General features: G+C 72.3%; 5 protein-coding genes. 2 read left to right on the top strand and 3 right to left on the bottom strand.

Going from position 1 to position 26246, the window contains the following annotated elements; genetic code table 11:
* Window positions 1-13: 13 nt before the first annotated feature.
* From UCD39_RS27215 to UCD39_RS27225, 3 genes are read right to left on the bottom strand one after another with little or no spacing between them, the layout of a single operon-like run.
* The gene (locus UCD39_RS27215) at window positions 14-6988 is read right to left on the bottom strand and encodes a non-ribosomal peptide synthetase (protein WP_330498746.1); all 6975 of its coding nucleotides are present in this window, start codon (window positions 6986-6988) and stop codon (window positions 14-16) included.
* Entirely contained in the window at window positions 6946-17010 is a 10065-nt protein-coding gene (locus UCD39_RS27220) for a non-ribosomal peptide synthetase (RefSeq protein ID WP_330498747.1), read from the bottom strand. The genes UCD39_RS27215 and UCD39_RS27220 overlap by 43 nt, the downstream gene beginning before the upstream one ends.
* Complete coding sequence (locus tag UCD39_RS27225) at window positions 17007-21965, bottom strand: amino acid adenylation domain-containing protein (protein ID WP_330498748.1); 4959 nt, start codon at window positions 21963-21965, stop codon at window positions 17007-17009. Before UCD39_RS27225 ends, UCD39_RS27220 begins: the two co-directional genes overlap by 4 nt.
* A gap of 393 nt (window positions 21966-22358) precedes the next feature.
* Between UCD39_RS27225 and UCD39_RS27230 the strand changes: the two genes are divergently transcribed.
* Both UCD39_RS27230 and UCD39_RS27235 read left to right on the top strand, forming a co-directional pair.
* Window positions 22359-26156, top strand: coding sequence for a non-ribosomal peptide synthetase (locus UCD39_RS27230; protein WP_330498749.1), 3798 nt, complete (start codon window positions 22359-22361; stop codon window positions 26154-26156).
* Window positions 26114-26224 carry a phosphopantetheine-binding protein gene (locus tag UCD39_RS27235; protein ID WP_330498750.1) on the top strand — a complete coding sequence of 37 codons (111 nt, stop codon included), beginning with the start codon at window positions 26114-26116 and terminating at the stop codon, window positions 26222-26224. The genes UCD39_RS27230 and UCD39_RS27235 overlap by 43 nt, the downstream gene beginning before the upstream one ends.
* The last annotated feature ends 22 nt before the right edge of the window (window positions 26225-26246 follow it).

Raw genomic sequence — 26246 nt, forward strand, 5'->3', positions numbered from 1 at the left:
AAATCGGCGATTCTCACTCCGCGGCCTCCTTGCCAGGTCGGTTCACGATCATGGTGGCGAATTGGCCCAGATAGGCCAGCCAGCGCTCGGCCGTCGGCCGGTCGATGACGTCGGTGTCGTATTCGAGCAGGAATTCCATGCGATCCGGCCGATCCGTAAGGAACAGCAACAAGTCATGCTTGGCGGTGGCGGGCCGGATGGCGGCCTCCACCTCCTGCATGAAGGCGGGATCAAGGGCCCCGGCGCCCTCCCCTCCCTCGATGCCGTCCCCGGCGGCGCCCAGGGCGGGACCGTCGCTCACCGCCATGTCAGCGCCCAGGTCCTGGAAATGCTGGTATTCGAAGACGACGTTCACCAAGGGCTGGCGATTGCCGCTGCGCTTGGGTGCCACCGCACGCACCAGCAGGTCGAAGGGATAGTCGCGATATTCCAGGGCGCCCATCAGGGCGGCATGGGTCTGGCCCACCAAGCCGTCGAATTCCGTCTCGTCGTCGAAGCTCAGGCGAATGGGCAGCACGTTGACGAAAAAGCCGATCAGCCCTTCAAGCACTGCCCGGTCCCGGCCCGCCACCCCCATGCCGACCACCAGGTCTGTCTGGCGGGCAAGGCGGTACAACAGGCTGGAGAACAGGGCCAAGCCCACCGTGGCCAGGGTCACCCCGCGTTCGCGGGCGTAATCCGCCAGGCCCTGGGCCACCGCCGGTGGCAGCACCCGGGCGACGGTGTCGCCCCGGTGGGACTGGATGGCCGGGGGCGGCCGGTCCATGGGCAACGCGATTGCGCCGGGTGCCCCGTCCAGGGTGCGCCGCCAATAGTCGGCGGCCGCCCGCCAGTCCCGACCCGCCTGCCAGACGGCGAAGTCGCGATAGGTGATGGCGCGTTCGGGTGCGGCGAAGGCCACGCCAGCCACCACGTCCCGGTAATGAGCCGTTAGTTCGCGCAACAGGATACGGGTCGACCAGCCATCGCCCACGACATGGTGCATGACCAACAGCACCAGCCAGCTCCGCTCATCCAGGCGCAGGGCGCGGGCGCGGGCCAAGGGAACCCGCGTCAGGTCGAAGGGCGTCGCCGCCTCCCGCCGGGCCCAGCGCAGGGCCTCGGCCAAGGGGTCGTCCGCCTCCCGCAGGTCGACCACGGCCACCGTCGGCACGGCCTCGGGCTCGATGCGCTGGCGGATCGCGCCATCCGCCTCGAACAATAGGGTGCGGAGCGGCTCATGATCGCGCACCAGGCGATCCAGCGCCCCGGCCAAGGCGTCCGGGTCCAGGTCGGTCGCCGGCAAGGTGAAAGTGATGTTGTAGGCGCCGCTGTCACTGTCCAGACGGTGGGCCAGGTAAAGGCGGGCCTGAGCGTGGCTGGCCGGATAGTCCGCCGCTTCCGCCGCGCGTGGAATGGGCGCCTCCGTCTCCGTGGTCCGGTCCGCCAGCGCCGCCAGTTCCGCTACCGTGTCGGCCGCGAAGAAGTCGCGCATGGCCAGGCGCACGCCTGTCGCCTCGGCGATGCGGTTGACCACGCGGATGGCCAGCAGCGAATGGCCCCCCAAGGCGAGGAAGCCCAGGCGGCGATCCTCCACCGGCCGATTGAACAGGTCCGCCAGGATGTCGGCCACCAACCGCTCCATGCCGGGGCGCGGCGGTTCGGCGGCGACGTCCAGGTCGGCGCCCAGGGCCGCCAGCAGGCGGGCCCGGTCAACCTTGCCATTGGGGGTCACCGGCACATCGGCCACGGCGACGAAGCGGTTTGGCACCATGTACGCCGGCAACCGATCGGCCAGCCAGGCGCGCAGGTCTTCCGCCCGCAGTCCGGTCCCCGCCCATGCGGCCCCCGCCGCCTCCTGGTGGAACGCCACCAGATCGCCGGGCTGCGGCCGGTGCAGGACCACGGCCCGGGCAACGCCGGGACAGGTCGCCAGAACCTGCTCGATCTCGTCCAATTCGATGCGATAGCCGCGAATCTTCACCTGTGAATCGCGCCGCCCGCCGAACTCCAGGGCGCCGTCCGCCCGCCAACGACCCAGGTCGCCCGTCCAGTAGAGTGTCTGGGCCGGATCCTTGGGGTCGGCGCGGAACCGTTCCGCCGTCAGGTCCGGGCGACCGTTATACCCATCGGCCAGGCCCAACCCGCCCACCGCGATCTCCCCCCACACGCCCGTCGGGACGGGGTGGCCCTGGGGTTCCAGGACCGCGACGCGGGTATGGGCGATGGGACGCCCGATGGGCACCGGCCCGGCCCCTGGTTTAAGGTCGTTCGCCGTGACGCGGTGCACGGCGGAGAAGGTGGTGTTTTCCGTAGGGCCGTAGGCATTCAACAGGACGAGATCCGGCGCCGCCTCCAGCACTCGGCGCAGATGGGCGGGGCTGGCAGCCTCCCCCCCGGTAAGAACGGCCCGCATCCCCCGGAAACAGGAGGGGTCGGCGTCCGCCTGCCGATTGAACAGGCCGGTGGTCATCCACCCCACCGTCGCCTGATAGTGGCGCAAGGCACCCGACAGCTGAGCGGGATCCAGCAACTGGTCCCGCGTCACCAGGCACAGGGTGGCGCCTCGTATCAAGGTGGCCCAGATCTCATAGGTCGAGGCGTCGAACGCCAGTGATCCCGTCTGGATCACGCGGTCATCCGGCCGGATGTCGGCATAGTCATCGCCTTGGGCCAGCCGCAACACGGCCCGCTGGGACACCAGAACCCCCTTGGGCCGGCCGGTGGAGCCCGAGGTGTAGAGCAGATAGGCCAGGCCATCCGTCGGCGGGGTCGGCACCGTGTCCGCCTCGGCCTCCCGCATCTCCTCCGCCGCCAGGACGGGCAGGCGGTCGGACAGCACGGCGCGGCCGGCGGCATCCGCCACCGCGACCGCGCACCCGCCATCCTCCAGCAACCAGGCGACGCGGTCGACGGGATAGGTCGGATCGAGGGGCATGTAGGCCGCGCCGGCGCCAACGATGCCCAGAACCAGGGCCACGGCGGCGGCATCCCGTTCGACATGCAGGGCGACCCGGTCCCCCGGACGCACGCCGGCGGCGGCAAGGCGGGCGGCTACGCCACTGGCCCGGCGCAACAGGGCGCCATAGGTGAGGTCACCATCCGGCCCGCGCAACGCCACCTTCGTGGGATTGGACATCGCCTGCCGGGCGACGGCGCCGAACAGGCCGATGTCCAGGTCCAGGGCAGGCATGGCCCCCAGCTCCCAGCCGGCAATACGGGCCGCTTCCACTGGCTGCATCAGGGGCAGGCTGGCCACCATCGTGTCCGGTCCCGCCGCCGACAGGCCGGCCAGCAGGGTTTGGAAATGGTCCGCCAAGCGGGCGATCCGGTCGGGGTCGAACAAATCGGCCGCATACTCGCAGGCGACCTGGACGGCATCCGGCAAGTCGCGCACGAAGATGGCCAGGTCGGCCTTGGCCTCGGTGCGGTTCAGGCCGAAACTGTCCACCGCCGCCCCATCGCCGGCGACCTTGAAATTCATGTAGGACAAGGTGACGTCGGCCAGGGGCGCCCGTCCCGGTTGGGCGGGAACGGCCAAATCGGCCAGCAGGCGGCCGAGGCCATAGGCGCGGTGGCGCAGGGCCTCCGTGCAGGTGGCTTGGGCACGGTCCACCAGATCGGCCACCCTGTCCCCCGCCATGACCGACAAGCGCAGGGGCAGCAGCGAGACCATCATGCCCACCATCCCGGCCAGGCCATCCTGGGCCCGGGAGTCGACCGGCACCGCGATCACCAAATCGTCCACTTGGGCATAACGCGCCAGCAGAACCGACCACGCCGCCGTGACCAAGGCGAAGGGCGTGGCCCGCCGGGCGGCGGCGGCGGCGCGCATCGCCGCCATCACCGCCGGCGGCAAGGTGAATTCCAGGGTTCCGGCGCGCCGGCTGGGCTGGGCCGGGCGGGCACGATCGGCCGGCAGGTCCAACACGGGCGGCAAGGTGGCGAAGCGCCGGCGCCAATAGGCAGCCGCCTCGGCGTCGTCCGATACCCCGGCACCCCGCCGCGACCACCAGGCGTAGTCCTTCAACTCTCGCGCCGGGACGGGGGGCAGTGCCCGCCCCCCCAGCAGCGCATCCAGCTCCGCCAACACCACCTCCACACTGAAGGCGTCGGCCAGGGCGTGGTGCACGTCGAGCAAGAGGCGGCGGGGCTGGCCGGCTACGGCCAGCAGGGCGAAGCGGGCCGGTGGCGGGCCATAAAGGTCGAACGGCCGCACCCAGCCGCGCATGGCGGCGTCCATCCCTTCCTCGTCCGCCACATCCAACCGTTCCAGGGTGATCGGTCCGGGCGGCAGAAGGGCCATGGTGGGCTCCGCCCCATCGGCCACGGCCGGCAGGAAGCGGGTGCGCAAAATCCCGTGGCGGGCGACCAGGGCCTCGACCGCCGCCGCGACCTGCGCCGCGGTCGTCCCGGGGGCAAGGTTCAGGCCCATGGGCAGGTTGTAGGCGGTGCCCATGTCGGCCACGGCCTCGGCATTCAGCACCGCCAGCTGTTCCCAGGCCACCGGATAGGCGCTGGCCTCTGGGGCCAAGGGCAGCGCCGGCGCCTCCGGCGCCTGGGCGGCGGAGGGCGCGGGAACGGCCGTGCCCTTTCGGGATTTGGCCCGCAGCCGGGCCGCGAGCGCCGCCACCGTGCCGGCATCCAGCAAATCGGCCAGGGTGACCGCATGGCCCAGGTCCCGCACCACCCGTTCCACGATCTGCATACCGGCGATGGAATCACCGCCCAGGCTGTAGAAGTCATCCTCCGGCGCCACGGCGTCGTACCCCAGCACCTGGGCCCAGACGGCGGCCAACGCCGCTTCCAACGCGCCGCCGCCAACCGCAGGCGCATCCACCTTGGGCGCGCTGCCCGGGGCGGCGGGCAACCCCGACAGGGGAGGGATGGCGCGCATCTCACCCCTCAAGGGCGGACCGGCATAGGGGTCCAGCATGGCCACCTGCGCCTCACCCGAGGCCAAGGCCCGCCGCCAGGCGACGGGAAGGTCGGCGGCGCCCAGGTGCGCCTCCGTCTTCAGCCGGGCGTGCTGGGTGCGGGCGGCCATGCCGACCTCGCCGATCATGCACCAGTCGACCGTCAGGGCCGGACGGCCCTGCGCACGGCGGTGGGCCGCGAAGCCGTCAAGAAAGGCATTACCGGCGGTGTACCCAGCTAAGCCGGCGGCCCCCAGCAATCCGGTCAGGGAACCCGCCATGACGAAGGCCCGCAGGGGGTCATCCCGCGTCAACTCATCCAACAGCCGGGTGCCCACCACCTTGGCCGCCAGTTCCCGCGCGATGTCATGGCCGGCGGTGACCAGGAAGCCCCCGTCCGACACGCCCGCGTTATGCACCACGGCCGTGATCGGGCCCACGGATTGGCGGATATGGTCCAGCGTGGCCGCCAGCGACGCCCGGTCGGTGACATCGCACGCATGCTGGCTGAGCCTCAGCCCGGACGCCCGCAGCCGCTCGACGACGGCCGCCCGCGCCTGGGCGTCCGGGTCCGCGCCGGCCACCCGGCCCTGACGCGACAACAGCGCCAGGGCGACATCGCCCCCAGCCGCCAGGGTGGGGGCCAACAGCAGCGACAAGCCGCCCAAGCCGCCGGTGACGACGCAAACGCCCTCCGACGGCCACGCGATGGCATGGGGCGCCCCATCCGGCAGGTCCCCGGCCAGGGGCGCGAAGCCCCGCAGCAGGCGCTTACCGTCCCGCCAGGCGACAGCGCGAAATGGCGCCTCCGGCGCGGTGAACTCGGCCAACAGGGCCGCCGCCGGCGTGGCCGGTCCGGCATCCACATACCGGGAGGACAGTAGGGCCTCCTCCATCCCCGCGCAGAGGACGGTGCCGAAGGTGATGGCCTGGGCGGGATCGCCCAGGGACTGGCCATCGACGGCGAAGGCACCGAACCCGACGCCCAACAGGCGGGTGGGACGGACCAGGGCGCCCAACACCACGCGCAAGGCCCCCGTCACGCGTTGGGCCAGGTCCGGGCCATCCCCCGGCACCAGCACCACGTCCACGGGGCCGGCCGCCAGAATCTCGGCCACGGCCGCCTGGTCCAGGGCGGCGCTGTCGCAATGGCCCGCCAACAGGCCGGTGGTGGTCAGGTGGCGCACCAAGCCATCGACCAGCGCCCCCTCACCCACGACCAGAACCGGCGTGTCACCCACCGGCGCCGTGAGCGGCGCCACCGTCCAGATCGGACGGGACGGGACGATATCGGCCGGGGCCGAGCGGGTGGCGGCACCGGTGGCCCGTCGCAGGAAGCGCAGGCCGTGGAAGGCGACCGCCACGCGGCCATCGGCCGGATCAGCCAGCACCACCTCGGCCTCCCGTCCGTCCGTCACGGCGCGCCAGCGCACATGGACCACGGGGACCGACGGCAGGGGGCCATGGATGACAATTTCATCGCACAGGGCGGGGATCAGGCCCGCTTGGTCCAGAGCCAAGCTGGTGGACACGTCCAACAAGGCGGGGTCGAGGGCCAAACCTCCCCCGTCGCCGGGCGCGGTCGCCGGGGAGGCCCAGGCCAAACACTCCCCCTCGCCTTCGACCAGACGCTCCAGCCGCCGCCAACGATCGCTGACCACGACGGGCCCCTCGGTCGGCAGGGGTAGCGCCGCCGTCGGCGCTGCGCAGCGGGCGACGATCTCGGCCACGGGCACGGGCGTCGGCGGCTGGGCCGCATCGTCCAGCCGGGCCTCCACGAAGGTCTGCCAGGCACCGCCACGGGCGCGGCCCTCCAGGCTGGCGCGGCCATCGGCGTAGAAGCGTAAGGTGACGGTCCCCGGCTCCACTTGCGACGCCCGGAGGGGACGCAGCCACCGCAGGTCCCGGAGACGCGATGGTCCCCGGGCGGTCGCCACCAGGGCGGGGAAGGCCATGCCAACCAAGGTGGGCTCGCCATCCAGCCGGTGTTCCGCCATGGGCCAGAAATGGGGGGCGTGCACGTCCAGGAGATGATAGGCGCCCTCCCGCGTCACCGCCGCCGGACCGAGCAGACCGGGCGCGGTCGACACCACGGGCGTCGCCGCCGGCAGATTGGGCGCCAGGCGGCGCCGGGCCAGGGGGCGGCCGGCAGATGGGCACGGCCTGTCGTCGCGTCCGTTGCATCCCAGGTCAGAACCGCGCCGGTGACAAAGGCCCGGGCGGCTGCCTCGGCCGCGGCCTGGTCCGGCCCAACGGCTGCCCATCGGGCGCCGGGCGGGCCGGCGGGCGCCACCCCGACCAGCACCAAATCACCCGCCGCAGCCGGCGCCGCAACGAAGACGGCCAAGCGGGCCATCAAGTCGCCGCGGTCGCGCACCGCCACAGCCAAGCGGGCGGGCAGCGTGTCGCGCCCCTCCGTCAGCGTGCGGGCGATCTCCTCCAGGCTCCAGTCGGGACGGGCGCGCAAGGCCGCGACCATGGCATCGGCGTAGCCGTGCAACGCCTCCGGCTCCGCCGCCGACAGGCCCACGGCCATCCACCGGCCGGTAGCGGGGGCCGCCACGCGCGCGGGGGCCGCCTCCACCACCGCGTGGACGTTCACGCCACTGAGGCCGAAGGCGCTGATCCCCGCCCGGCGGGGGCCGCCCCGATCGGCCAGGGCCATGGCCCGCCGAGGCACGGCAACCGGCGCCCGGTCGAAGGCGATCTTCGGATTGGGCGCGGTGAAATGGGGCTGCGGGGGGGCGTGATCGTGCGTCAGGGACAGGATGGCCCGCGCCAGGCCCAACACCCCGGCGGCGCCATCCAGGTGGCCGTAATTCCCTTTGGCGCTTCCCACCCAGGCGAAGCCCACCTCCGCCGTGTCCGCCGCGAAGGCCGTGGTCAATCCCTGGATCTCGATGGGATCGCCCAACGCCGTGCCGGTGCCGTGGGCCTCCACATAGGACAGGCTGGCCAGCGAGACGCCGGCATCGGCGGCGGCGGCCCGGATGACCTCGGCCTGCGCCGTGGGATTGGGCGCGGCCATCCCGCTGGAGGCGCCGTCCTGGTTGACGGCCGTGCCCAGGATGACGGCGTGGATGGGGTCGCGCGCGGCCAAGGCCGCCGCCAGGGGGCGCAGCAGCAACGCCACCGCGCCCTCGCCCATGCCGGTGCCATCGGCCCCCTCGGCGAAGGCCAGGGTGCGGCCGCTGGAACTGTCGATGGTCAGGCGTTGGTCCTCACCCGGGGGCAGCAGGATGGCCTTGGCCCCACCCACCAGGGCCCAATCGCAATCCCCCGACCGCAGCGCGCGCACCCCCTGGTGCAGCGCGCTCAGCGAGGCCGAGCACGCCGTGTCGACCAGGGCGGCGGGGCCCCGCCAGTTGTGCTGGAAGGACAGGCGCGTGGCGACATTGGACGGAACCGTCAGGGCGAAAGCCTGCTCCACCCGCTGCGGCTCGACGGCGCGCAGCAAGGCCGCCCGCCAGGGGCCGGGGCCGCTGGCGCCGACGAAGACGCCGACCTTGGCGTCGTCCAGGGCGGTACCGCCGCGCCCGGCGTCCTCCAGCGCGCGCAGGGCCACATCCAGGAACAAGCGCTGTTCCGGATCGATCAGGGCGGCGTCGGCGGGCGACAGGCGATAGCGCCGGCAGTCGAAGCCCAGCACCTCCTCCAGATAGGCGGCCTGCCGGAAGGTCGCGGGAACGGGCAACCCAAGGGCGGCGTAGAGTGCGTGGACATCAGCGACACGACCGGCCGGCAGCGGCCGGAACCGGTCGACCCCCGCGGCCACGTCGGTCCATAGGTCGGCCAGCGTCTCCGCCCCCGCCACGCGGACGGCCAAGCCCACCACGGCGATGGCGCCGGACGGAACGGCGGGAAGGGCGCCGACGGGCGCGGACACCGTAACCGGGGAGACACTACCCCCGGGCGGAACGGCGTTCGGGACAGACAAGTTGGGGGTGGCGGGTACGCCCGTGGCCGCCGCCACCCGCCGTGCCTGGTCGGCCACGGTGGCGGCGGCGAACAGGTCGGCGATGGCGAAGACACCGGGCCAGCGCGCGTCCAGCCGCTGGTGCAGGCGGATAACCAACAGGGAGTTGCCGCCCACGGTGAAGAAGCCGTCCCGGGGCCCGAACTCCGCCTCCGGCAAAAGCGCCCGCCAGAATCCCGCGATTTCGCTCTCGATGGCCATAAGGGCGGCCGGGTCCGCGTCCGCCGAGACGGTGATGGATGGGGCGATAGCCGGCACCGGCACGGCCGGAGCGGACCGCAGCGGCGTGCCCGCCAGGGCCTTGCGGTCCAGCTTGCCGCTGGAGGTCAGGGGCAAGTGCGTCATCTGGAAGAAGCGGGCAGGCACCATGGCCTCGGGCAGGCGGCCGGCCAGATGGGCGACCAAGTCGGCCGGGCCGACCGGGCGCCGCAACAACAGATAGGCATGCAGTTCGGTCAGCCCTTCGTTGGTGGCGGGCACCACGGCGGCACGTTCCACCGCCGGATGGGCCTCCAGGGCATGCTCGATCTCGCCCGGTTCAATGCGCTGGCCTCGCACCTTCACCTGGTGGTCGATGCGGCCCAGATAGTCGATGCTGCCGTCGGCCCGCCACCGGCCCAGGTCCCCGGTCCGGTACAGCCGGGCGTCTGGGTCGCCACCGGCGAAGGGGTCGGCGATGAAGCGCTCCGCCGTCAGGTCGGGACGGTTGCGATAGCCGCGCGCCACCTGCACGCCGCCGATGTGGATTTCCCCGGCGACGCCGATGGGCGTGGGCTGACCCCGCCCGTCCAGCACGTAAAGCCGGGTGTTGGCCACCGGCCGCCCTATGGGCACGCCGCCGCCCGTCCAGGGCGTGCAGGGATGCCAACTGACGTCCACCGTCGCTTCCGTCGGGCCATAGAGATTGTGCAGGCCCGTGCCGTGGACACGGTGCAGCAAGCGGTCGAAGCGGTCGGCCAGGCCGGGGTCCAACGCCTCGCCGCTGGCGAAGACGTAGCGCAGGGTCTTCAGGTCCGAGATCCGCACCCGGCCATCCTCCACGCAGGCCAGGAACGCGGCCAGCATGGACGGGACGAAATGCACCACCGTCACGCGGTGGCGGGCGATAAACGCGGCCAACCCCACCGGGTCGCGCTCCAGGCCCGGCGGCGGCAGCGCCAGCGCGGCCCCCGTCCACGACCACCAGAACAACTCCCAGACCGACACATCGAAGGTGACCGGGGTCTTCTGCAGCACCACGTCGCCTGCGCCGATGGGAAACTGCCCCTGCATCCACCACAGGCGGTTCAGCACCGCCCGATGGATGATCTCCACCCCCTTGGGCCGGCCGGTGGACCCCGAGGTGAACAGCACATAGGCCAAATCGTCCGGGCCGGCGGGACCGGGCCCCCAATCATCCGCCGCCGGAACGGTCGTCGCATCAACCCCGAGGATTTGGTCGATCTCCAACAGCCGGGCCGCCCCCGCCACCCGGTCCCGGGTGGCCGTGGTCGCCAGCACCAGGGGCCTGCCCAGGTCGTCCATCATGTCGGCCAAGCGGGCCGGCGGCTGATCCGCGCCCAGGGGCGCGTAGGCCGCCCCGGCCATCAGCACACCGAAGATGGCCGTCAGCAGACCGGGCCCGCGCGGCAGGCAGAGGCCGACGACATCGCCCGGCCCAACGCCCTCCTCGCGCAGCCGCGCGGCCAGACGGGCGGCCGTCCGGGCAAAACCCCGGTAATCCAGCGCGGGGAAATCATCCCCCACCAACGCCGGCGCGGCGGGCGCGGCGGCGACCCGGTCCAGGAAGGGGGCGGTGATTATGCGCTCCACCGGCAGATCCCGGACGGTGTCGTTGAAGCCGTGCACCACCAGCGCCCGTTCCGCCGCCGGCAGCAGGTCCAGCGCGTCCACCGTCTGGGCGGGGTCCGCCACCACCGCGCGGGCCAAGGTTTCCAGCCGGTTCGCCAGCCGCGTGATCGTGGCGGGCGCGAACAGCTCCGCGCTGTACTCGATCTCGCAGGCGATCCCGCTTTCGCGCCGGCAGAAGTGGAAGGCCAGGTCGAACTTCGCCATCGGGAAGTCCAGGTTCACGGCCGCCGTGCGCAAGCCAGGCAGGTTCGGCACCGCCGATGCCGCCTCCTGCCAAACCACCAGGACGTCGAACAAGGGGTTCCGGCCGAGGTCGCGGGGCGCGTCGACGGCCGCGACCAGCGCCTCGAACGGGCAATGCTGGTCGTCCATGGCCTGCAGGCAGACGTCCCGCGTCTCCGCCAAATGATCCCGGAAGGGCCTACTGCCCGCCACGGCCTGCCGCAACACCAGGGTGTTGACGAAGAAGCCCACGGTGTCGGCCAGTTCGGGCCGCTCACGCGGGGCGACAAGGGTTCCCAAGGCGAGGTCGGTTTGACCGGTCAGGCGATAAAGCAGGGCCTGCACCAGGGCGGTGGCCAGGGCGAACGGGGTCGCCCGATGGGTATGGGCCAGCGCCGTCAGGCGGTCGCTCAAGGCCCCGTCGAAGGCATGGACCAAGGTTCCGCCCTTGAAACCGCGCACCGCGGGGCGGCGGTGATCGGTGGGCAGGTCCAGGGGCGGGGGTGGGGGCGTCAGGCGGGCCACCTGCCGCGCCAACGTGGCCCTGCCCCGTGGGCTCGCCGCCAGGGCGCGCTGCCATACGGCATAATCCGACATCTGGCGCTGGGGGGCGCCGGCCACCGCCGCGTCCCCGACGGCACCCGTGCCAACGGCGTAAAAGGCGGCCAGGTCACGCACCAGCAAGGCCATGGACCAGCCGTCACAGAAGGCGTGGTGCACGACCAGCAGGACACGCCATCGCTCCGGCCCGAAGCGCACCACCTGGGCGCGAGCCGGCCCTTCACGCCCAAGGTCAAAGGGCCGCATCATTTCGGCCTCGACATAAGCCTGAGCCGCGGCCGCGTCCGCCACCTCGATCCATTGGGGCCGCAATCCACCGGGGGCGGCCAGACGCTGCCGCAGGCCCGCCTGCCCATCGTCCACGATCCGCAGGCGCAGGGCGTGATGCCGGGTTTCCAGGGCGACAAAGGCCGGTTCCAGCGCCGCCTGGTCCAGCGGCCCCTCGACATCGAACACCACCGGCACGTTATAGACGCCGCTGCCCGGGAACAGACGTTGCAGGACGATCAATCGCTCCTGGCCTGGGGACAAGGGATGGTCCATCCCTTCTGGCTGGCACGGAATCGTGGCGTCACCGTCCAACTCGGCCGCCGCGTCCCGGTGGCCTGTGCTCACCGGCGCCGTCCCGGCCGGCAGCAGGGCGGCGATGGCCGTCACGGTGCGGGCGGCGAACAGCGCGCGCATGGGCAGACGGCAACCCGTCTCGTCCGCCAGGCGCACGGCCAGCCGCATGACCAACAGCGAATGACCGCCCAGGCGCATGAAGTCGCTGGCGCCATCAATGGCCACGCCGGGGAAAAACTCGGTGAAGACGCGGGCCACCAGGCGTTGGCGCGGATCCGCCAGAATGGGCGCCACGACCGGCTCCGTGGTCAGCGTCGCCACGTGCCGGGCCAGCGCCCGACGATCCACCTTGCCGTTCCGGTTCACCGGCAGGGCGGGCACCAGGACAAAACGTGCCGGCATCATGTAGGAGGGCAGCCGTTCCCCCAGGCGCTGGCGCCAGCTCGGTTCAGCCGCCGCATCATCCGCCACCACGCAGGCGACCAGCAGGCGGTCGGCCCCCTGCCCCGTCACGACCACGGCGGCGGCCCGGATGTCCGCCCCTTCCTCCAGCACCGCCTCGATGGCGCCAGTCTCGATACGGTGGCCCCGGATCTTGACCTGGCCATCGCGCCGGCCGCCGAATTCCAGCACGCCGTCATGCCGCCAGCGGGCGTAGTCGCCGCTGCGATAAGCCCGCTCTTCACCCGCCCAGTCCAAATGGACGAAGGACGCCTCCGTCAAGTCGGCCCGGTTGGCATAGCCCAGGGCCAAGCCATCGCCGGCGCACAGCAACTCACCCCAAACGCCCACCGGGACCGGTCGCAGACGGTCATCAACCAGATAGACGCGCGTGTTGGCGATCGGCCGGCCGATGGGCACCGCCCCGGCCAGGTCGGCCAGGTCAGCTGGTGTGACGGCGTGGACGCTGGTGAAGGTGGTGTTCTCGGTGGGGCCGTAGGCATTGATCAGCCGCGTGCCGGGGCAGGCCGCAAGGACCCGGGCCATTTGCGCGGGGTTGGCGGTCTCGCCCCCGGTCAGGACCACGCGGGTGGTGGCGAAGGCGCCCGGCGCCTCATCCGCCACCCGGTTGAACAGGCCCGCGGTCAGCCACAGGACGCTCACACCCGTCTGGCGCAGGGTGGCGGCCAGCGCCGCCGGATCCATCAGGTCGTCATCGCTCAGGATCCGCAGATGCGCCCCGTTCAGCAACGTGCCCCAGATTTCCAGCGTGGCCGCGTCGAAGCCCAGCGGAGCCGCCTGGGGCACCACATCGTCCGCCGTGATCGGTACCGCCACCGGGTCCAGCGCCAGGCGCGCCACGCCGCGATGGGGCACGACCACGCCCTTGGGCTGACCGGTGGAACCCGAGGTGAACATGATATAGGCGGGTGACCCACCATCGACCGCGCGCATCGGCGCGATATCCCTGGCTTGGGTCGGGGCGGGTGGCACGTGATCCAGGCGCACGACGGCGGCGCCATCCTTTCCCTGGCCCCCTTCCGGGCCGCCCAAGTCCGCCAGGCGCTGGGCCGCGCCATCGTCGGCCAGCACCAGCCGCGCGCCGGCATCGGCCATCAGTCGCCGTACCGCGTCCACGGGCAGCTTGGCATCCAACGGCAGATAGGCGACCCCCAGCCGGGTCAACGCCAGGGTGGCAATCACCGCCGGGGCGCCCCGGTCCAAGGCCAATCCCACCGCCGCGTCGTCGCCCACCACGCCGGCCAAGGCGGCGGACAGGGCGCCGACGCGCTGTTCCAGCTCGGCATAGCTGAGGGTCACCCCATCCGTGCCGGTCAGGGCCGGACGGGTAGCGTGGCGAGCGGCGGCGGACCGCCACAGCGATCCCAGGTCGGCATCGCGCGGATAATCCAGGGCGGTCTGGTTGAACCTTCCGACTACGCGCTCGCGCTCCGCCGGCGGCAGGATCTCCAGGTCGCCCAAGGGGGCCTGTGGCCGGGCGCCGATATCGGCCATCAGCACCGCCAGACGGTCGATGAAGGCCCGCGCGTCGGCCTCGTCATACAGCCAGCTGTCGTATTCCACCGCCAACAACCCACCGCCATCGGGCAGGCGGCTGAGGATGAAGGCCAGGTCGTACTTGCCGGTGTTGAGGTCGGGGGCGAACCAGTCCTCCTGTCCCGGCCCCGCGTCGTCATACACGACGACGGCGTCGAACAGGCTGCCGGCGTCCCCGCCGCCGGACCGGGCGCGGTCGGCGATGATGCTGCTCAGCGGATAGTCCTGATGGGCGATGGCGACCGCGATACCCTGGCGGGCGGCGACCAGATGGTCCTGGAACGGCTGGTCCATCCCCGCCGACAGGCGGATGGGCAGGACCTCGGCATAGCAACCCACCACCCCCGCCATCTCCGGCGCCGTGCGGCAAGCGAAGGGCAGGCCCACCGCCACCTCGCGCCCATCCCCCTTCAAACGGGCCAGCAGGGTGGCCACGACGGCGGCGAAAGCCGCGGTGGGTGTGGTGCGCGCGCCCTGCGCGATGGTATCCAGAACGCGGCCTTGGCGCCCCTCCATGCGGACTTGGACCTTGCGTCCCCGCCGGGCGGCGGCGGGCGGCCGGCGGCCCAGCGCGCCCGGCGGATCGCCCAGCACCATCCCATCCAGGGCGGTGCGCCAATACTCCGCCAGGCGAGCCCCCTCCGGCCCGGCCAGCAGCGTCCGGTGGGCCTGCGCCTGGGCGATCGGGGTGATTTCCGGAGCCGGCGGATGCCCCCCCGCCAGCAGGGTATGCAGGTCGCGGGCGAGCAGTTCCTGGGACCAGCCATCGGTAACGATGTGGTCGGCCACGATGTACAGGCTGGCGCCCGTCGTCCCGCGCAGCAGATGGAAGCGGTAGAGCGGCCCCCGCGACAAATCGAAAGGACGGGCCAGCTCAGCCCGCAGGAAGGCGGCGGCGCGCTCCCCATCCATGCCATCCTGGACATCCAGCGCCACCGGGCCCGGTACGGCGACCCGCTGCCACACCTGCCCCTCGCGCTCCACCAGCGTGGTGCGCAACGCCGGATGCAGGGCCGCGAGACGGGCCAGGGCGGACCGAAGCTCCGCCTCCCCCACCCCGGCATCGAGGGGTATCAGGCTGGGGACCATCCAGTTGGCGGCGTCGGGATCATCCCGCCGGGCCAGCCACAGCCCCTCCTGCGCGGGCGACGCCGGCGCCTCCTCGGCGATCACGTCCGGCACCACAGGCGGGGAAGGCGCGGCCCGCGTCCGGCGGTCCAGCACCGCCGCCATGGCGGACAGGCGGGTATTGGCCAGGGCGTCGGCCAAGCTCAGCCGGCCCAGGCCCATCTCCGCCAGGCGGTGGACCATGCGCATCAACAGCAGGCTGTGCCCACCCAGCAGGAAGAAATCGTCGTCCCGGCCAATGCGGGCGGCCTCCAGGAATTCGGCCCAGACCCCCGCCAGGCGACGCTCCGTCCCGGTGGCGAAATCGCCCGCCGCCGGGACCACGGAATCAGGCGTTGACGGCCCAGCCGCGCCAGCCGCCGCCTGAAGGACCAAATCCAGCGGCCGGTTCCAGGCGGCGGGCACGTCCGCCAGCGTCGCCAGGAACTGGTCCCGCCATCTGGTGACGGTCGCCTGGTCCAACAGCGCGGTGGCGTGAATCAGCGACCCCTCAAGGCCACCATCGGCGGTGGGCAGGAGGTTCAGCATCAGCTCGTAACGCGCCGCGACGTTGCCGTCGGGCAGGACGGAAACCTCCAGCCCCACCAGCGCCGGGGCCGTCACCGGCGCCGGCTGCAGGGCGAAAACGGTCTGCACCAGGGGCGTGGTGGCGGCCGACCGGGGCGGGGCCAACGCCTCGACCAGGGCCTCGAACGGCACCGACTGGGTGTCCAGCCCGGCAAGGACCGCCTGGCGCACCCGCCCCACCAGCGTGGCGAAGTCGGCGGCTCCCTCCAGGTCGATGGGAAAAACGACGGTGTTGGACAGATAGCCGATGAGCGCCTCCGCCGCCGCGCTGTCACGCCCGGCCACGGGCGCCCCCACCAGCAGCCGGCGCTGTCCCGTCAGGCGCGCCAGGGTCAGGGCCCAGGCGGCCAGCAGGACCATATAGGACGTTGCCGACACCTGGCGCCCGGCCTGGTCCAGCGCCGCCAGCACCGGCGCGGACACACGCACCGGCAGGGCGGCCCCCCGGCCATCGGCGACCGCACCGCGAGGCCGGTCGGTGGGCAGGGACAGCACCGTTGGGAAGCCCTGGCAAGCCTGGGCCAGACGGGCGACCGTCGCCTGGGCGGCGGCGGTGCCCAGGCGCTCACGCTCCGCCCGCGCCAAGGTTGGGATATCGACGGCGATTTCCGGCAGTGAGGGCGGCCGCCCCTGTCGCCGGGCGGTATAAAGTTCGGCCAGTTCCGCCAGGAAGACGCCATTGGACCAGCCATCCCAGGCGGCATGGTGGGCCGCGACGGACAGGACATGGTGATCGTCCGCCATCCGCAGCAGGGTGAACCGCGCCGGCGCCTCTGTCGCCAAGTCGAAGGCGCAATGGGCCAGGATCGCCAGACGATCCGCCAGGCCACCGGCCGCGATCGGCACCACCTCCAGAGCCGGCGCCTGGGCGGCCGGCACTTGCGTCGCGCCGGACGGGCTATCCCGGAACAGGGTGCGGAGGGGGACATGCCGGGCCACGATGGCCTCGACGGCGGCGGTCAGGGCGGCCAGGTCCAACGGCCCGCGCAGATCCAACGCCAGATGCTCGGTATAGGCGCCGGCCCCCGCCTCCAGCCGATTCAGGAACCACATACGCTCCTGGCCGGACGACAAGGGCGCCGGGCCCGCCAAATGGCCCATCAACGCCGATCGGGCCGACCGCACCCGCGCCTTCAAGGCATCGCTGAACACGCCGGCCGGCGCGTCGTAGCGCAGGCGCCCGCCCTCAACCCGCAAATGGATATCCAGCGCGGCCAATTCAGCCAATAGGGCGGTCGCGTCCGTCACAGAAACCCCTCCTCCCGAAGGCCGGTCGGGCGGACCGCCTCCAACAACCGGGCCAAGCCGGCCACCGTGGCGCCGCGGAACACCGCCTCCGTCGACACCTCACACCCCAGGCGCTCCCGCAGGCGGGCGGCCACGCGCACGGCGATCAGCGAATCCCCGCCCAGCGCCAGGAAATCATCGTCCGGTCCGATGGCGGGGATACCCAGGACGTCACGCCACACGGACGTGACGACGCCTTCGATGGCGCCGCCCGCAACCGGGGCCGCATGCGGGCCCGGTTGCGGGCTGGCGGCCGGATAGGCGGCCGATGCCGTCAACGGGCCCCGCGACATGGCGCCCGCGGCCGCGCCGGGGATCGTGGCCGATGCGGCGCCATCGCCCACCGGCTCGATCCACAGTCGCTGGACGTCGAAGGGATAAAGGGGCAGGCGCGCACGCGGCCCAGCCGGCGTCCGCGCCAGGGGGGCGCCCGCCGTCCACAGCCGCCCGATGGCCGCCAGCAGGGCGGCCCGGCCATCCTCGGCCCCGGCCTGGCTGGCCTCGGGTTGCGTGGCGACAATTCGCGGGGCGGGGACGCCGCCGGCGCGGGCCATGCGGCCCAAGCCAACGCCGGGCCCCACCTCCACCAGCAGGCGCCGGGGCATCTCGGCCAAGCGGGCAATGCCGGCCGCGAAACGCACCGTGCCGCGCAGATGCCGCACCCAATAGGCCGGATCGATGGCGTCGGCGGGCGCCAGCCAATCGCCGCTGAGGTTGGAGACGATGGGAATGCGGGGCGGCGCCAGGGCCACGCGCGCCACCTCATCGGCGAAATCGGACAACACCGGTTCCATCAAGGCGGAATGGAAGGCGTGTGAAACGGTCAGGCGCCGCGCCGTCTTGCCCAGCGCTGCGACACGATCGGCCAGGGCGGCCATCTGGGCCTCGGTTCCCGCCGCCACGCACTGGTTGGGGCTGTTCACCGCCGCCAGGTCGGCCCCCACCTCGGCCACCAGCGGCGCCGCCACCGCCTCGGGCAGGGAAACGGCCAGCATGGCGCCCCGCGCCGCGGCCCCCATCAGGCGGCCACGCGCGACCACGAGGCGCAAGGCGTCCACGAAGGGCATGACGCCGGCCAGGCAGGCCGCCACGTATTCACCCACGCTGTGGCCCATCAACGCCTCTGGTCGCACCCCCTCCGCCATCAAGGCCTGGGCGATGGCGTATTCGGTGACGAACAGGGCCGGCTGGGTCATCGCCGTTTCTGCCAGGGCGCGGGCGGCGCCCGCGTCGCCGGGGTGGGCCATCAACAGGCCCGTCAGGGCCGCCACCGGCGTGCCCTGCAGGACCGCGGCCGCTTCCGCCAAGACGGCGCCGGCCGCGGGCGAAGCGCGATAGAGGTCGCGCCCCATGCCCGGATGCTGCGCGCCCTGGCCCGGAAACAGGAAGGCGACCTCCGCCCCACCCGCAGCCCCGGCGCCCGTTGGCGCCGCGCCGGCGTCGGGTGCCGGATCGACGATCCGCAGGGCCGCCGCCGCCTCGGCGGCTGACGTGGCCACGACGGCACGACGCAGCCGCAACGGCCGGCGCCGCGCCAGGGTGGCCGCCACCGCCGACAGGGGCGGTGCGTCCGGCTGGTCCAGCCGGTCGGCCATCGCCGCCGCCAGGCGGGCCAAGGCCCCGGGGGTGGCCGCCGACAGCGTCAACAGGTGGGGCGCGTCATCCCGGGGGATATCGGGGGCCCGGGGGATATCGGGGGCCCCGGGGAGATCAAGCAGCGCCGCCTCGGGCGGGGCCGCGACCACCAAATGGATGTTGGTGCCCCCCATGCCAAAGCTGCTGACACCGGCCAGGCGCTCCCCCGCCACGGGCCATGGCTCCGCCCCGGCGTTCACGCGGAACGGCCCCTGGGCGAAGGGGATGCGGGGATTGGCGGTGCTGAAATGGGCGGTGGGCGGCACGACGCCATGGCGCACCGCCAGCAGCGCCTTGACCAGGCCGGCCATGCCGGAGGCGGCGTCCAGGTGCCCAACGTTGCCCTTGACCGACCCCAGCGCAATGGCGCCGGCGGGGGCCCCGGCATAGGCCAGGTTCAAAGCGGCCACCTCGATCGGGTCGCCCAGGGCCGTGGCCGTACCATGCCCCTCGACAAACCCCACCTGGGTGGGCTCGACCCCCGCGTCGGCCAGGGCGGCGCGGATGGCGGCCGCCTGCCCCTGGACCGAGGGGGCGGCGAACGCGGCCTTCGCCGCGCCATCGTTGGCGACGCCCACCCCCCGGATGACGCCATGGATCAGGTCGCCATCGGCCAGGGCGTCATCCAGGCGCTTCAGGACCAGCACGGCGCCACCCGCCCCGCCCACGGTGCCATCGGCAGCGGCGTCGAACGGCCGGCAGCATCCGGTTGCCGAGGCGATGCCGCCTTCGGCATGGATGTAGCCCCAGGGTGAGAACATGCCCAGCGACGCGGCCCCGGCCAGCGCCACCCGGCAGCGACCCAGGCGCAGGGCGTCCACCGCCGCCGCCGTCACCGACAGGGCGGTGGAACAGGCGCTGTTCACCGTGGCGGCGGGGCCGGTCAGGTCCAGCTTGTAGGCCAGGCGGGTGGCGGCGAAGTCCTTGTCCGCGCCCACCACCACGGAATATCGGTCCGCACCCCCGGCGAACCCGGCGCGCCCCCGCAAGTTGTCCAGCAGATAGGCGTTGAAGCCCACCCCAGCATAGACGCCAACGGGGCCGTCCCGGGCGGGATCGCACCCCGCCTCCTCCAGCGCATGCCAGGCAAGGCCCAGCAACAGCCGCTGTTGCGGGTCGATCTCGGCCGCCTCGCCCGGGCCATAACCAAAGGGCACCGGATCGAACAGATCCAGGCCGTCGACGGCGGCGTTGGCCGCCACCAGGTCGGGGTGATCGGCCAACACCGCGGGCGCACCCGCCGCCCGCAGATCGGCGCGCTCAAAATGGCGCACGGCGTCGCGGCCGGCCAGCAGATTGTCCCAGAAGGTGGCGGCATCATCCGCCCCGGGAAAGCGGAACGCCCACCCGACGACGGCGATGGGCTGACCGGCGCCGGAGGAGTCGCCGCCCCTCGGGCTCCGACCCGACCGGACGCGGTCGGCATCCGGCGAGGGCACTTCGCCCGACAGGTGGCGCGCCAGGGCCATGACGCTGGGGAAGCGGAACAGGTCCACCGGCGTCAGGCGCCGTCCCGTCGCGGCCTCGATGCCGGCCAGGGCCGGCGGCACCAACAGGGAATGGGCCCCCATCTCGAACAGGTTGGCCGCCGGATCCACCGACCGGCCCAGCAGGCCGGCCCAAACCCCGGCGATGGCATCCTGCAGGCTGGCCACGCTGGGCGTCGGACCGAACGGGATGGGGCCAGACGGGATAGGGGACCGCGTCGGGTCTGCGTCCGGTGGCGGCAGGGCGCGCCGGTCCACCTTGCCGGAGGTGGTCAGCGGCAGGGCCGCCATGGGAATGACGCGCAAGGGCACGGCCGCCGCCGGCAGCTGGCGGGCCAGATCGATGCGCGCGGCCACAGGATCGACCACGCCGACCACATAGGCCACCAACGCCATGCCCCCCGGAGCGTCGGCCCAAGGCACCACGGCGGCGGCGGTGACCCCGTCCAGCGCCCGCACCGCCGCCTCGACCTCACCCAACTCGATACGCTGTCCCCGGATCTTGACCTGATCGTCCTGGCGGCCGCCAAACAGCAGGGTACCATCCGCCGCCCAACGGGCCCGGTCCCCCGTCCGGTACAGCCGGTCACCGGCCACGCCGTGGGGATCGACTATGAAACGCTGGGCTGTCGCGGCATCCAGGCCCCAATAGCCTTCCGCCAGGCCGGCGCCGCCGATGCACAACTCCCCCTCAACGCCCACGGCCACGCGGGCCAACGCTTCATCCAGGACACGGACGCGGCAGCCAGGCAAGGGGCGGCCGATGGGGATTTCCACCTCGTCACCCGCGACACGGTGGCCGGTGGCGTCCACCGTGGCCTCCGTCGGGCCGTACATGTTGTAGACCGGCACCGGCCCCAGCAGCGCGCGGATGCGCTCCACGTGCCGGGGCAGCAAGCGCTCGCCGCCCAACACCACGCGGCGCACCGTGGGCGGCGGCGACAGGGGCGGCCGTGCCAACAGCGCATCCAACTGGGAGGGCACCAAGTTCAAATGGGTGACGCCCCGCTCCACCACCTGCGTCCAGAAGGCCCCCGGATCCAGTAGGGTGGCGCGATCCGGCAGCCACAGCGTGCCGCCGGTGGTCAACGCGAAAAACAGCTGCTGCAGGAATGGATCGAAGCCGATACTCGAGGCGCCGCACACAACCTCATCCCCGCCTAGCCCGAACCAAGCGGTCATGGAGCGAACACGCCGGCTGAGCGTGCCGTGGGCCAGGGCCACCGGCTTGGGTTGGCCGGTGGACCCGGAGGTGTGGTACAAGCAGGCGGTCGCCGCCGGATCAAGGGCGGCAGTCGACGCGGCCGGCGCGTCCCCCTCGCGGGGAGTCGGCGGCCCCTGGTCTAGCCGCACCAAGTCGGCGGCGGCGGCCAGGTCGGCCGGCGCGCTCGCATCGGTCAGCATCAGGCGGCAGGCCACGCCGCCGGCCAAAAGCGCCAACCGATCCGTCGGCAGCGCCGGATCCAGCGGCACCAGCACGCCGCCCGCGCGCATGACCGCCAGGAAGCCGACCACCACCGCCGGGCTGGCGGCGGCGCAAAGCCCCACGGGTCGACCCGCCACCCCCAGGCCAGCCAGATGCGCGGCCCAGGCCGCCACCTGATGTTCCAAGGCCCCGTAGCTGAAGGCGGTGGGACCGACCACGACGGCGGGCCGGTCGGGGTGCCTGGCGGCCACGGCGGCCACCAGGGCGGGCAGGGCGGTCGCGCCCAGGTCAGGCGACAGCGTCCCCCCATCCTCCCAATCGGGAGGGGGGTGGGAACCCGCCGCCGAACCTTTTCCCTTGGACGCCACCACACCCCCCAATAGACCCGCATCGTGCCCGTCAGCCGTCTCTCACCACGCCCAGCCTTGTTGGCAACGCAGCGTAAAGCACATCCAAGAGACACGATGGAAGTGCAAATTTTGTTACGAGTGTTATTCAGGGTTGCAGTTGTAGGCGTTTGGTGCAAGATCAAATCGCGGATAACGGTCACGCGCGTCCGTGCCGAAACGCCCTGTCCCGCAATACGGACGGCTGTTCCCAAGGCTCAACCAGCCCGTTCGCGTTGCAAGGTATATCATTGCACTATTATGGATTGAAGTCGCCAGGATCCCGTTGCCACCGGGCCGTGTCGCCTAAGGAACAGCACCGCGCGAAGGATGCTGCGCCTCCGGGAATCCGCCGCGAACAAGGGAGTTGCCAGCATGTACGCGGACGATATCGCAGCGCCGTCGGCACCGTCGGCCGCCGTCCCCCATCCGCAGGGCGTACGCCTGTCGAGCGCGCAGCAACAGGCATGGTTCCTGGAGCGCCTGGTGCCCGATACCGTGGCCTACAACTTCCAGGCGCGATTCACCATCACCGGGCCTTTGGACGTGGCGGCGCTGACCGGGGCCCTCGCCGATCTGATCATCCGCCATGAAATCCTGCGCACCGTCTTTCTGGAGGGTGAGGACACGGACACGCCCTACCAGGTGGTGCAGGCGCCCTGGCTGCCGGAACTGCCTATGGTGGACCTGGCGGGCGTGCCGGAGGGCATGCGCAACAGCTATGCCGAATTGCTGATCGAGACGGAAATCCGCAAGCGGATCGATGTCGGCCGGCTGCCCCTGGTGCGCTGGCTTCTGGTACGCCAGGCACCCGATCGTCACCTGCTGCTGCATATCGAGCATCATCTGGTCCATGACGGCTGGTCTTACCGGCTGTTCATGCGGGAGCTGGCGGCGCTGTACAGCGCCCGGGTACGCGCCGGTGGGGTGGACGCCGCGCCCACCGGCGATCTGGACGCCACGTTGGGCGAGGTCACCCAATTCGCCGATTACTGCCGGTGGGAGGGGGCGTGGCTGGACTCGGCGGAGGGCCGGGGCCAGCGGACCTTCTGGCGCGACCGCCTGGCGGGCTGGCCGGCCTACGGCCACAGCCTGGTGGCCGGCGTGGCCGAGCGGCGCCAGGCCCTGACCTTCTCCGGCGCGTCGCAATCCTTCCCGATTCCCGGCGCCACGTTGGGCGCCCTGGCCGACTTGGCCACCGCCACCCGGACCACCCTGTTCGAGCTGATGTTGACCATCTTCGGCGCCCTGGTGCGGGAGCGGCGGGGCCTGGACCGGGTCATCATCGGCACCGCCATCGCCAACCGCGACCAGCCGGAAACGCAGACGGTGATCGGCATGCTGGTCAACATGCTGCCCCTGCGCCTGCAAGGTGATGGCAGCTTGAACGACCTGCTGGCCGCCACCCGGGAGGAAGTGCGCGGCGCCTTCCTCAACGGCCGCATTCCCGTCTCCACCATGGTGGAGGACCTGCAGCCGGCACGGGTGGCCAACGCCCTGCCCTACATCCAGACCAGTTTCAGCTTCCACAACTCCATGACGCGCGATCTCGTCTTCCACGGGCTGACCGTGGAGGTGACCGAGGGCGTGTCCAACGGATCAGCCAAATTCGACCTTAACGTCATCGTCGTCTTCGATGACGAGGCCAATCCCCGACGGGGCGGCCGCGTCCTGGCCGAATACGCCCATGACCTGGCGCCCGCCGCCGACATCCAGGCGTTCTTCGAGGATTTCCTGGCGATCGCGGCGCGCTGGGCCGCCGCCCCGCATCTCGATCTGGCCCGCCTGCGCGCCGGCGGCTCCTCCGCGGCCAGCGGACGGGATGTCGATCTGGCCTATTGGCGCCGGGCGCTGGCCGACCTGGGGGACGCCAGGCTGGCGGGACCGGCCTATCACACCGCCCGCGCCAGCGGGCGTCGGGCCCGGCTGAGCCAGTCCTTGCCCAAGACGCCCCACGCCCCGGACCTGCTGGCGGCCTACGCCCTGGTCCTGGCCCGCCACACGGGCGGCGACGACGTGCTGTTTGGTTATCGGCCCGAGGGTCGGGCGGAAGCCCTGCCCCTTCGATTGCGGGTCGACGAGGATCAGTCCTGGACCGCGTTGAAGGGGCACGCCGCCTCAACCGCGGCCTCGGGGTTGGCGCATGGCGACCTGCCCTTGGCCATCCTGGCCGAAGCGGTGGCGGAAGGACGCGACGGCGGCCTGTTCCAGACCGCGCTGGTCATGGGCGCCGGCGCCGCCCCATCGACCGCGCTGGAACTGTGCGTGGCGGGGGACCGCCTGACCCTGGACTATGACGACGGCCTGTTGACGGAGGCGCAGGTGGCACGCCTGGGCGCCAGCCTGGTGCGGGTGCTGGCCGCCGCCCAGCCGGAGGCGCCCCTCGCCGACATCCCCAGCATGGACCCGGCGGAACGGGACCGGGTCCTGGCCTGGTCCACCGGCGCCACACCGGCCTTTCCCGCCCGGACGGTGCACGGCCAGTTCGAATACTGGGCCGCGCGGCAGCCCGACGCCGTGGCCCTGCGCCACGGTGGCGTCCGGGAACCCGCCACCGTCAGCTACGGCGCCCTGGACCAGGCGGCGGCGCGGATCGCGGCCGGACTGCGGTCGCGGGGGGTGGCGCCGGGTGACACCGTGGGCATCGCCGCCAGCCGGAGCCCCGCGCTGATCGCCGCCTTGCTGGGGATTCTGAAGGCCGGCGCCGCCTACGTGCCGTTCGAGACCGACTTCCCGGCGGAACGCCAGCGCCTGATCCTGGTGGAAAGCCGGGCCCGCCTGGTGCTGACGGACGCGCCCGACGCCATCACCGCCGGGCTGGACCTGCCGGTGGTGGTCATCGACCCGCTGCTGTCAGAAGCGCAGCCTGCCCGAACGGACGGCGCGGCGAACACCTCACGAGCCCCAGAGGCAGGACCCACAGATCGCGCGTACATCATGTTCACGTCGGGGTCCACGGGGACGCCCAAGGGGGTGCACAGCACCCACGAGGCCGTCGTCAGCCTGGTATGCGACACCGACTACCTCACCGTCGCGCCCACCGACCGCCTGATGGCTTTCGCGCCGCTGTCCTTCGACGCCTCGACCTTCGAGATGTGGGCCGCGCTGTTGAACGGCGCGTCCCTGCTGCTGCCACCGGTACGGACCGGCCTGGACGAACTGGCGGAGCTTGTGGCGGCGGAGAAGGTCAGCATCCTGTGGATGACCACCGCGTTGTTCAAGGAACTGGTGGAGGCCCATCCCGCCACCGTCGCGGCCACGCGCTGGGCCATGACGGGCGGGGACATCGTGCCGCCGGACAGCGTGCGGGCCCTGTTCGCCGCACCGGGCGCCTGCCGCCTGATGGTGGCGTATGGCCCCACCGAGGCCACGACCTTCACCACCTGTCACGAAATCACGCGGGACGCGCCCCTTGGCGACCGCGTGTCCATCGGCCGCCCCATCGCCCACACCAACCTCTACCTGCTGGACCGGCGGGGCCGGCTGGTGCCTCCGGGCGTGCCCGGGGAGATCGCCATCGGCGGCCGCAGGGTTTCCGGCGCGTATATCGACAGGCCGGCCCTGACGGCGGAACGCTTCATCCCGAATCCGTTCATTCCCGGCGACACCCTGTTCCGCAGCGGCGACGTCGGCATATGGGCCGAGGACGGCACTCTGGATTTCCAGGGCCGCACCGACGACCAGGTGAAAATCCGGGGCTTCCGGGTGGAACCGGGCGAGGTGGAGGCGGTGCTGCGGCGGGTGGACGGTGTGCGGGACGCCACGGTCATCGCCCATCGCACCCCGCGCGACAAGCGCCTGGTGGGCTTCGTCGTGCCCCAGGCTGGCGCCGACCTGACGGAAGCGTCCCTGCGCGCCGCCCTGCGTGCCACCCTGCCGGACTACATGGTGCCGGCACGATTCCTGTTCGTGGAGGCGCTGCCGCTGCAAACCACGGGCAAGCTGGACAAGCGCCGCCTCAACCGGCTGGCGGACGAGGCGGCATCCGACGGCGGCACGCCCGACACCGCGCCGTCCAGCCTGGAGCCGATGGTGGCCGGGGTGTGGCGGGAAATCCTGGGCCTGACGGCGGTGGGACCGGAGGATGACTTCTTCGCCTTGGGGGGCATTCGCTGGCTGCCATGCGCATCATGTCGCGCCTGTCGCGTGAGGTGGGGCGCCGCTTGCCCCTGAGCCTGCTGTTCGAGGGACCGACCGTGCGGGCCCTGGCCGCCGCCATCGACGCCCGCCGGTCCGCATGACCCCGGCCCCGCGCCGCGCCAC

This window comes from Nitrospirillum karajorum, from assembly GCF_036348415.1.
GTDB lineage: Bacteria > Pseudomonadota > Alphaproteobacteria > Azospirillales > Azospirillaceae > Nitrospirillum > Nitrospirillum amazonense_B.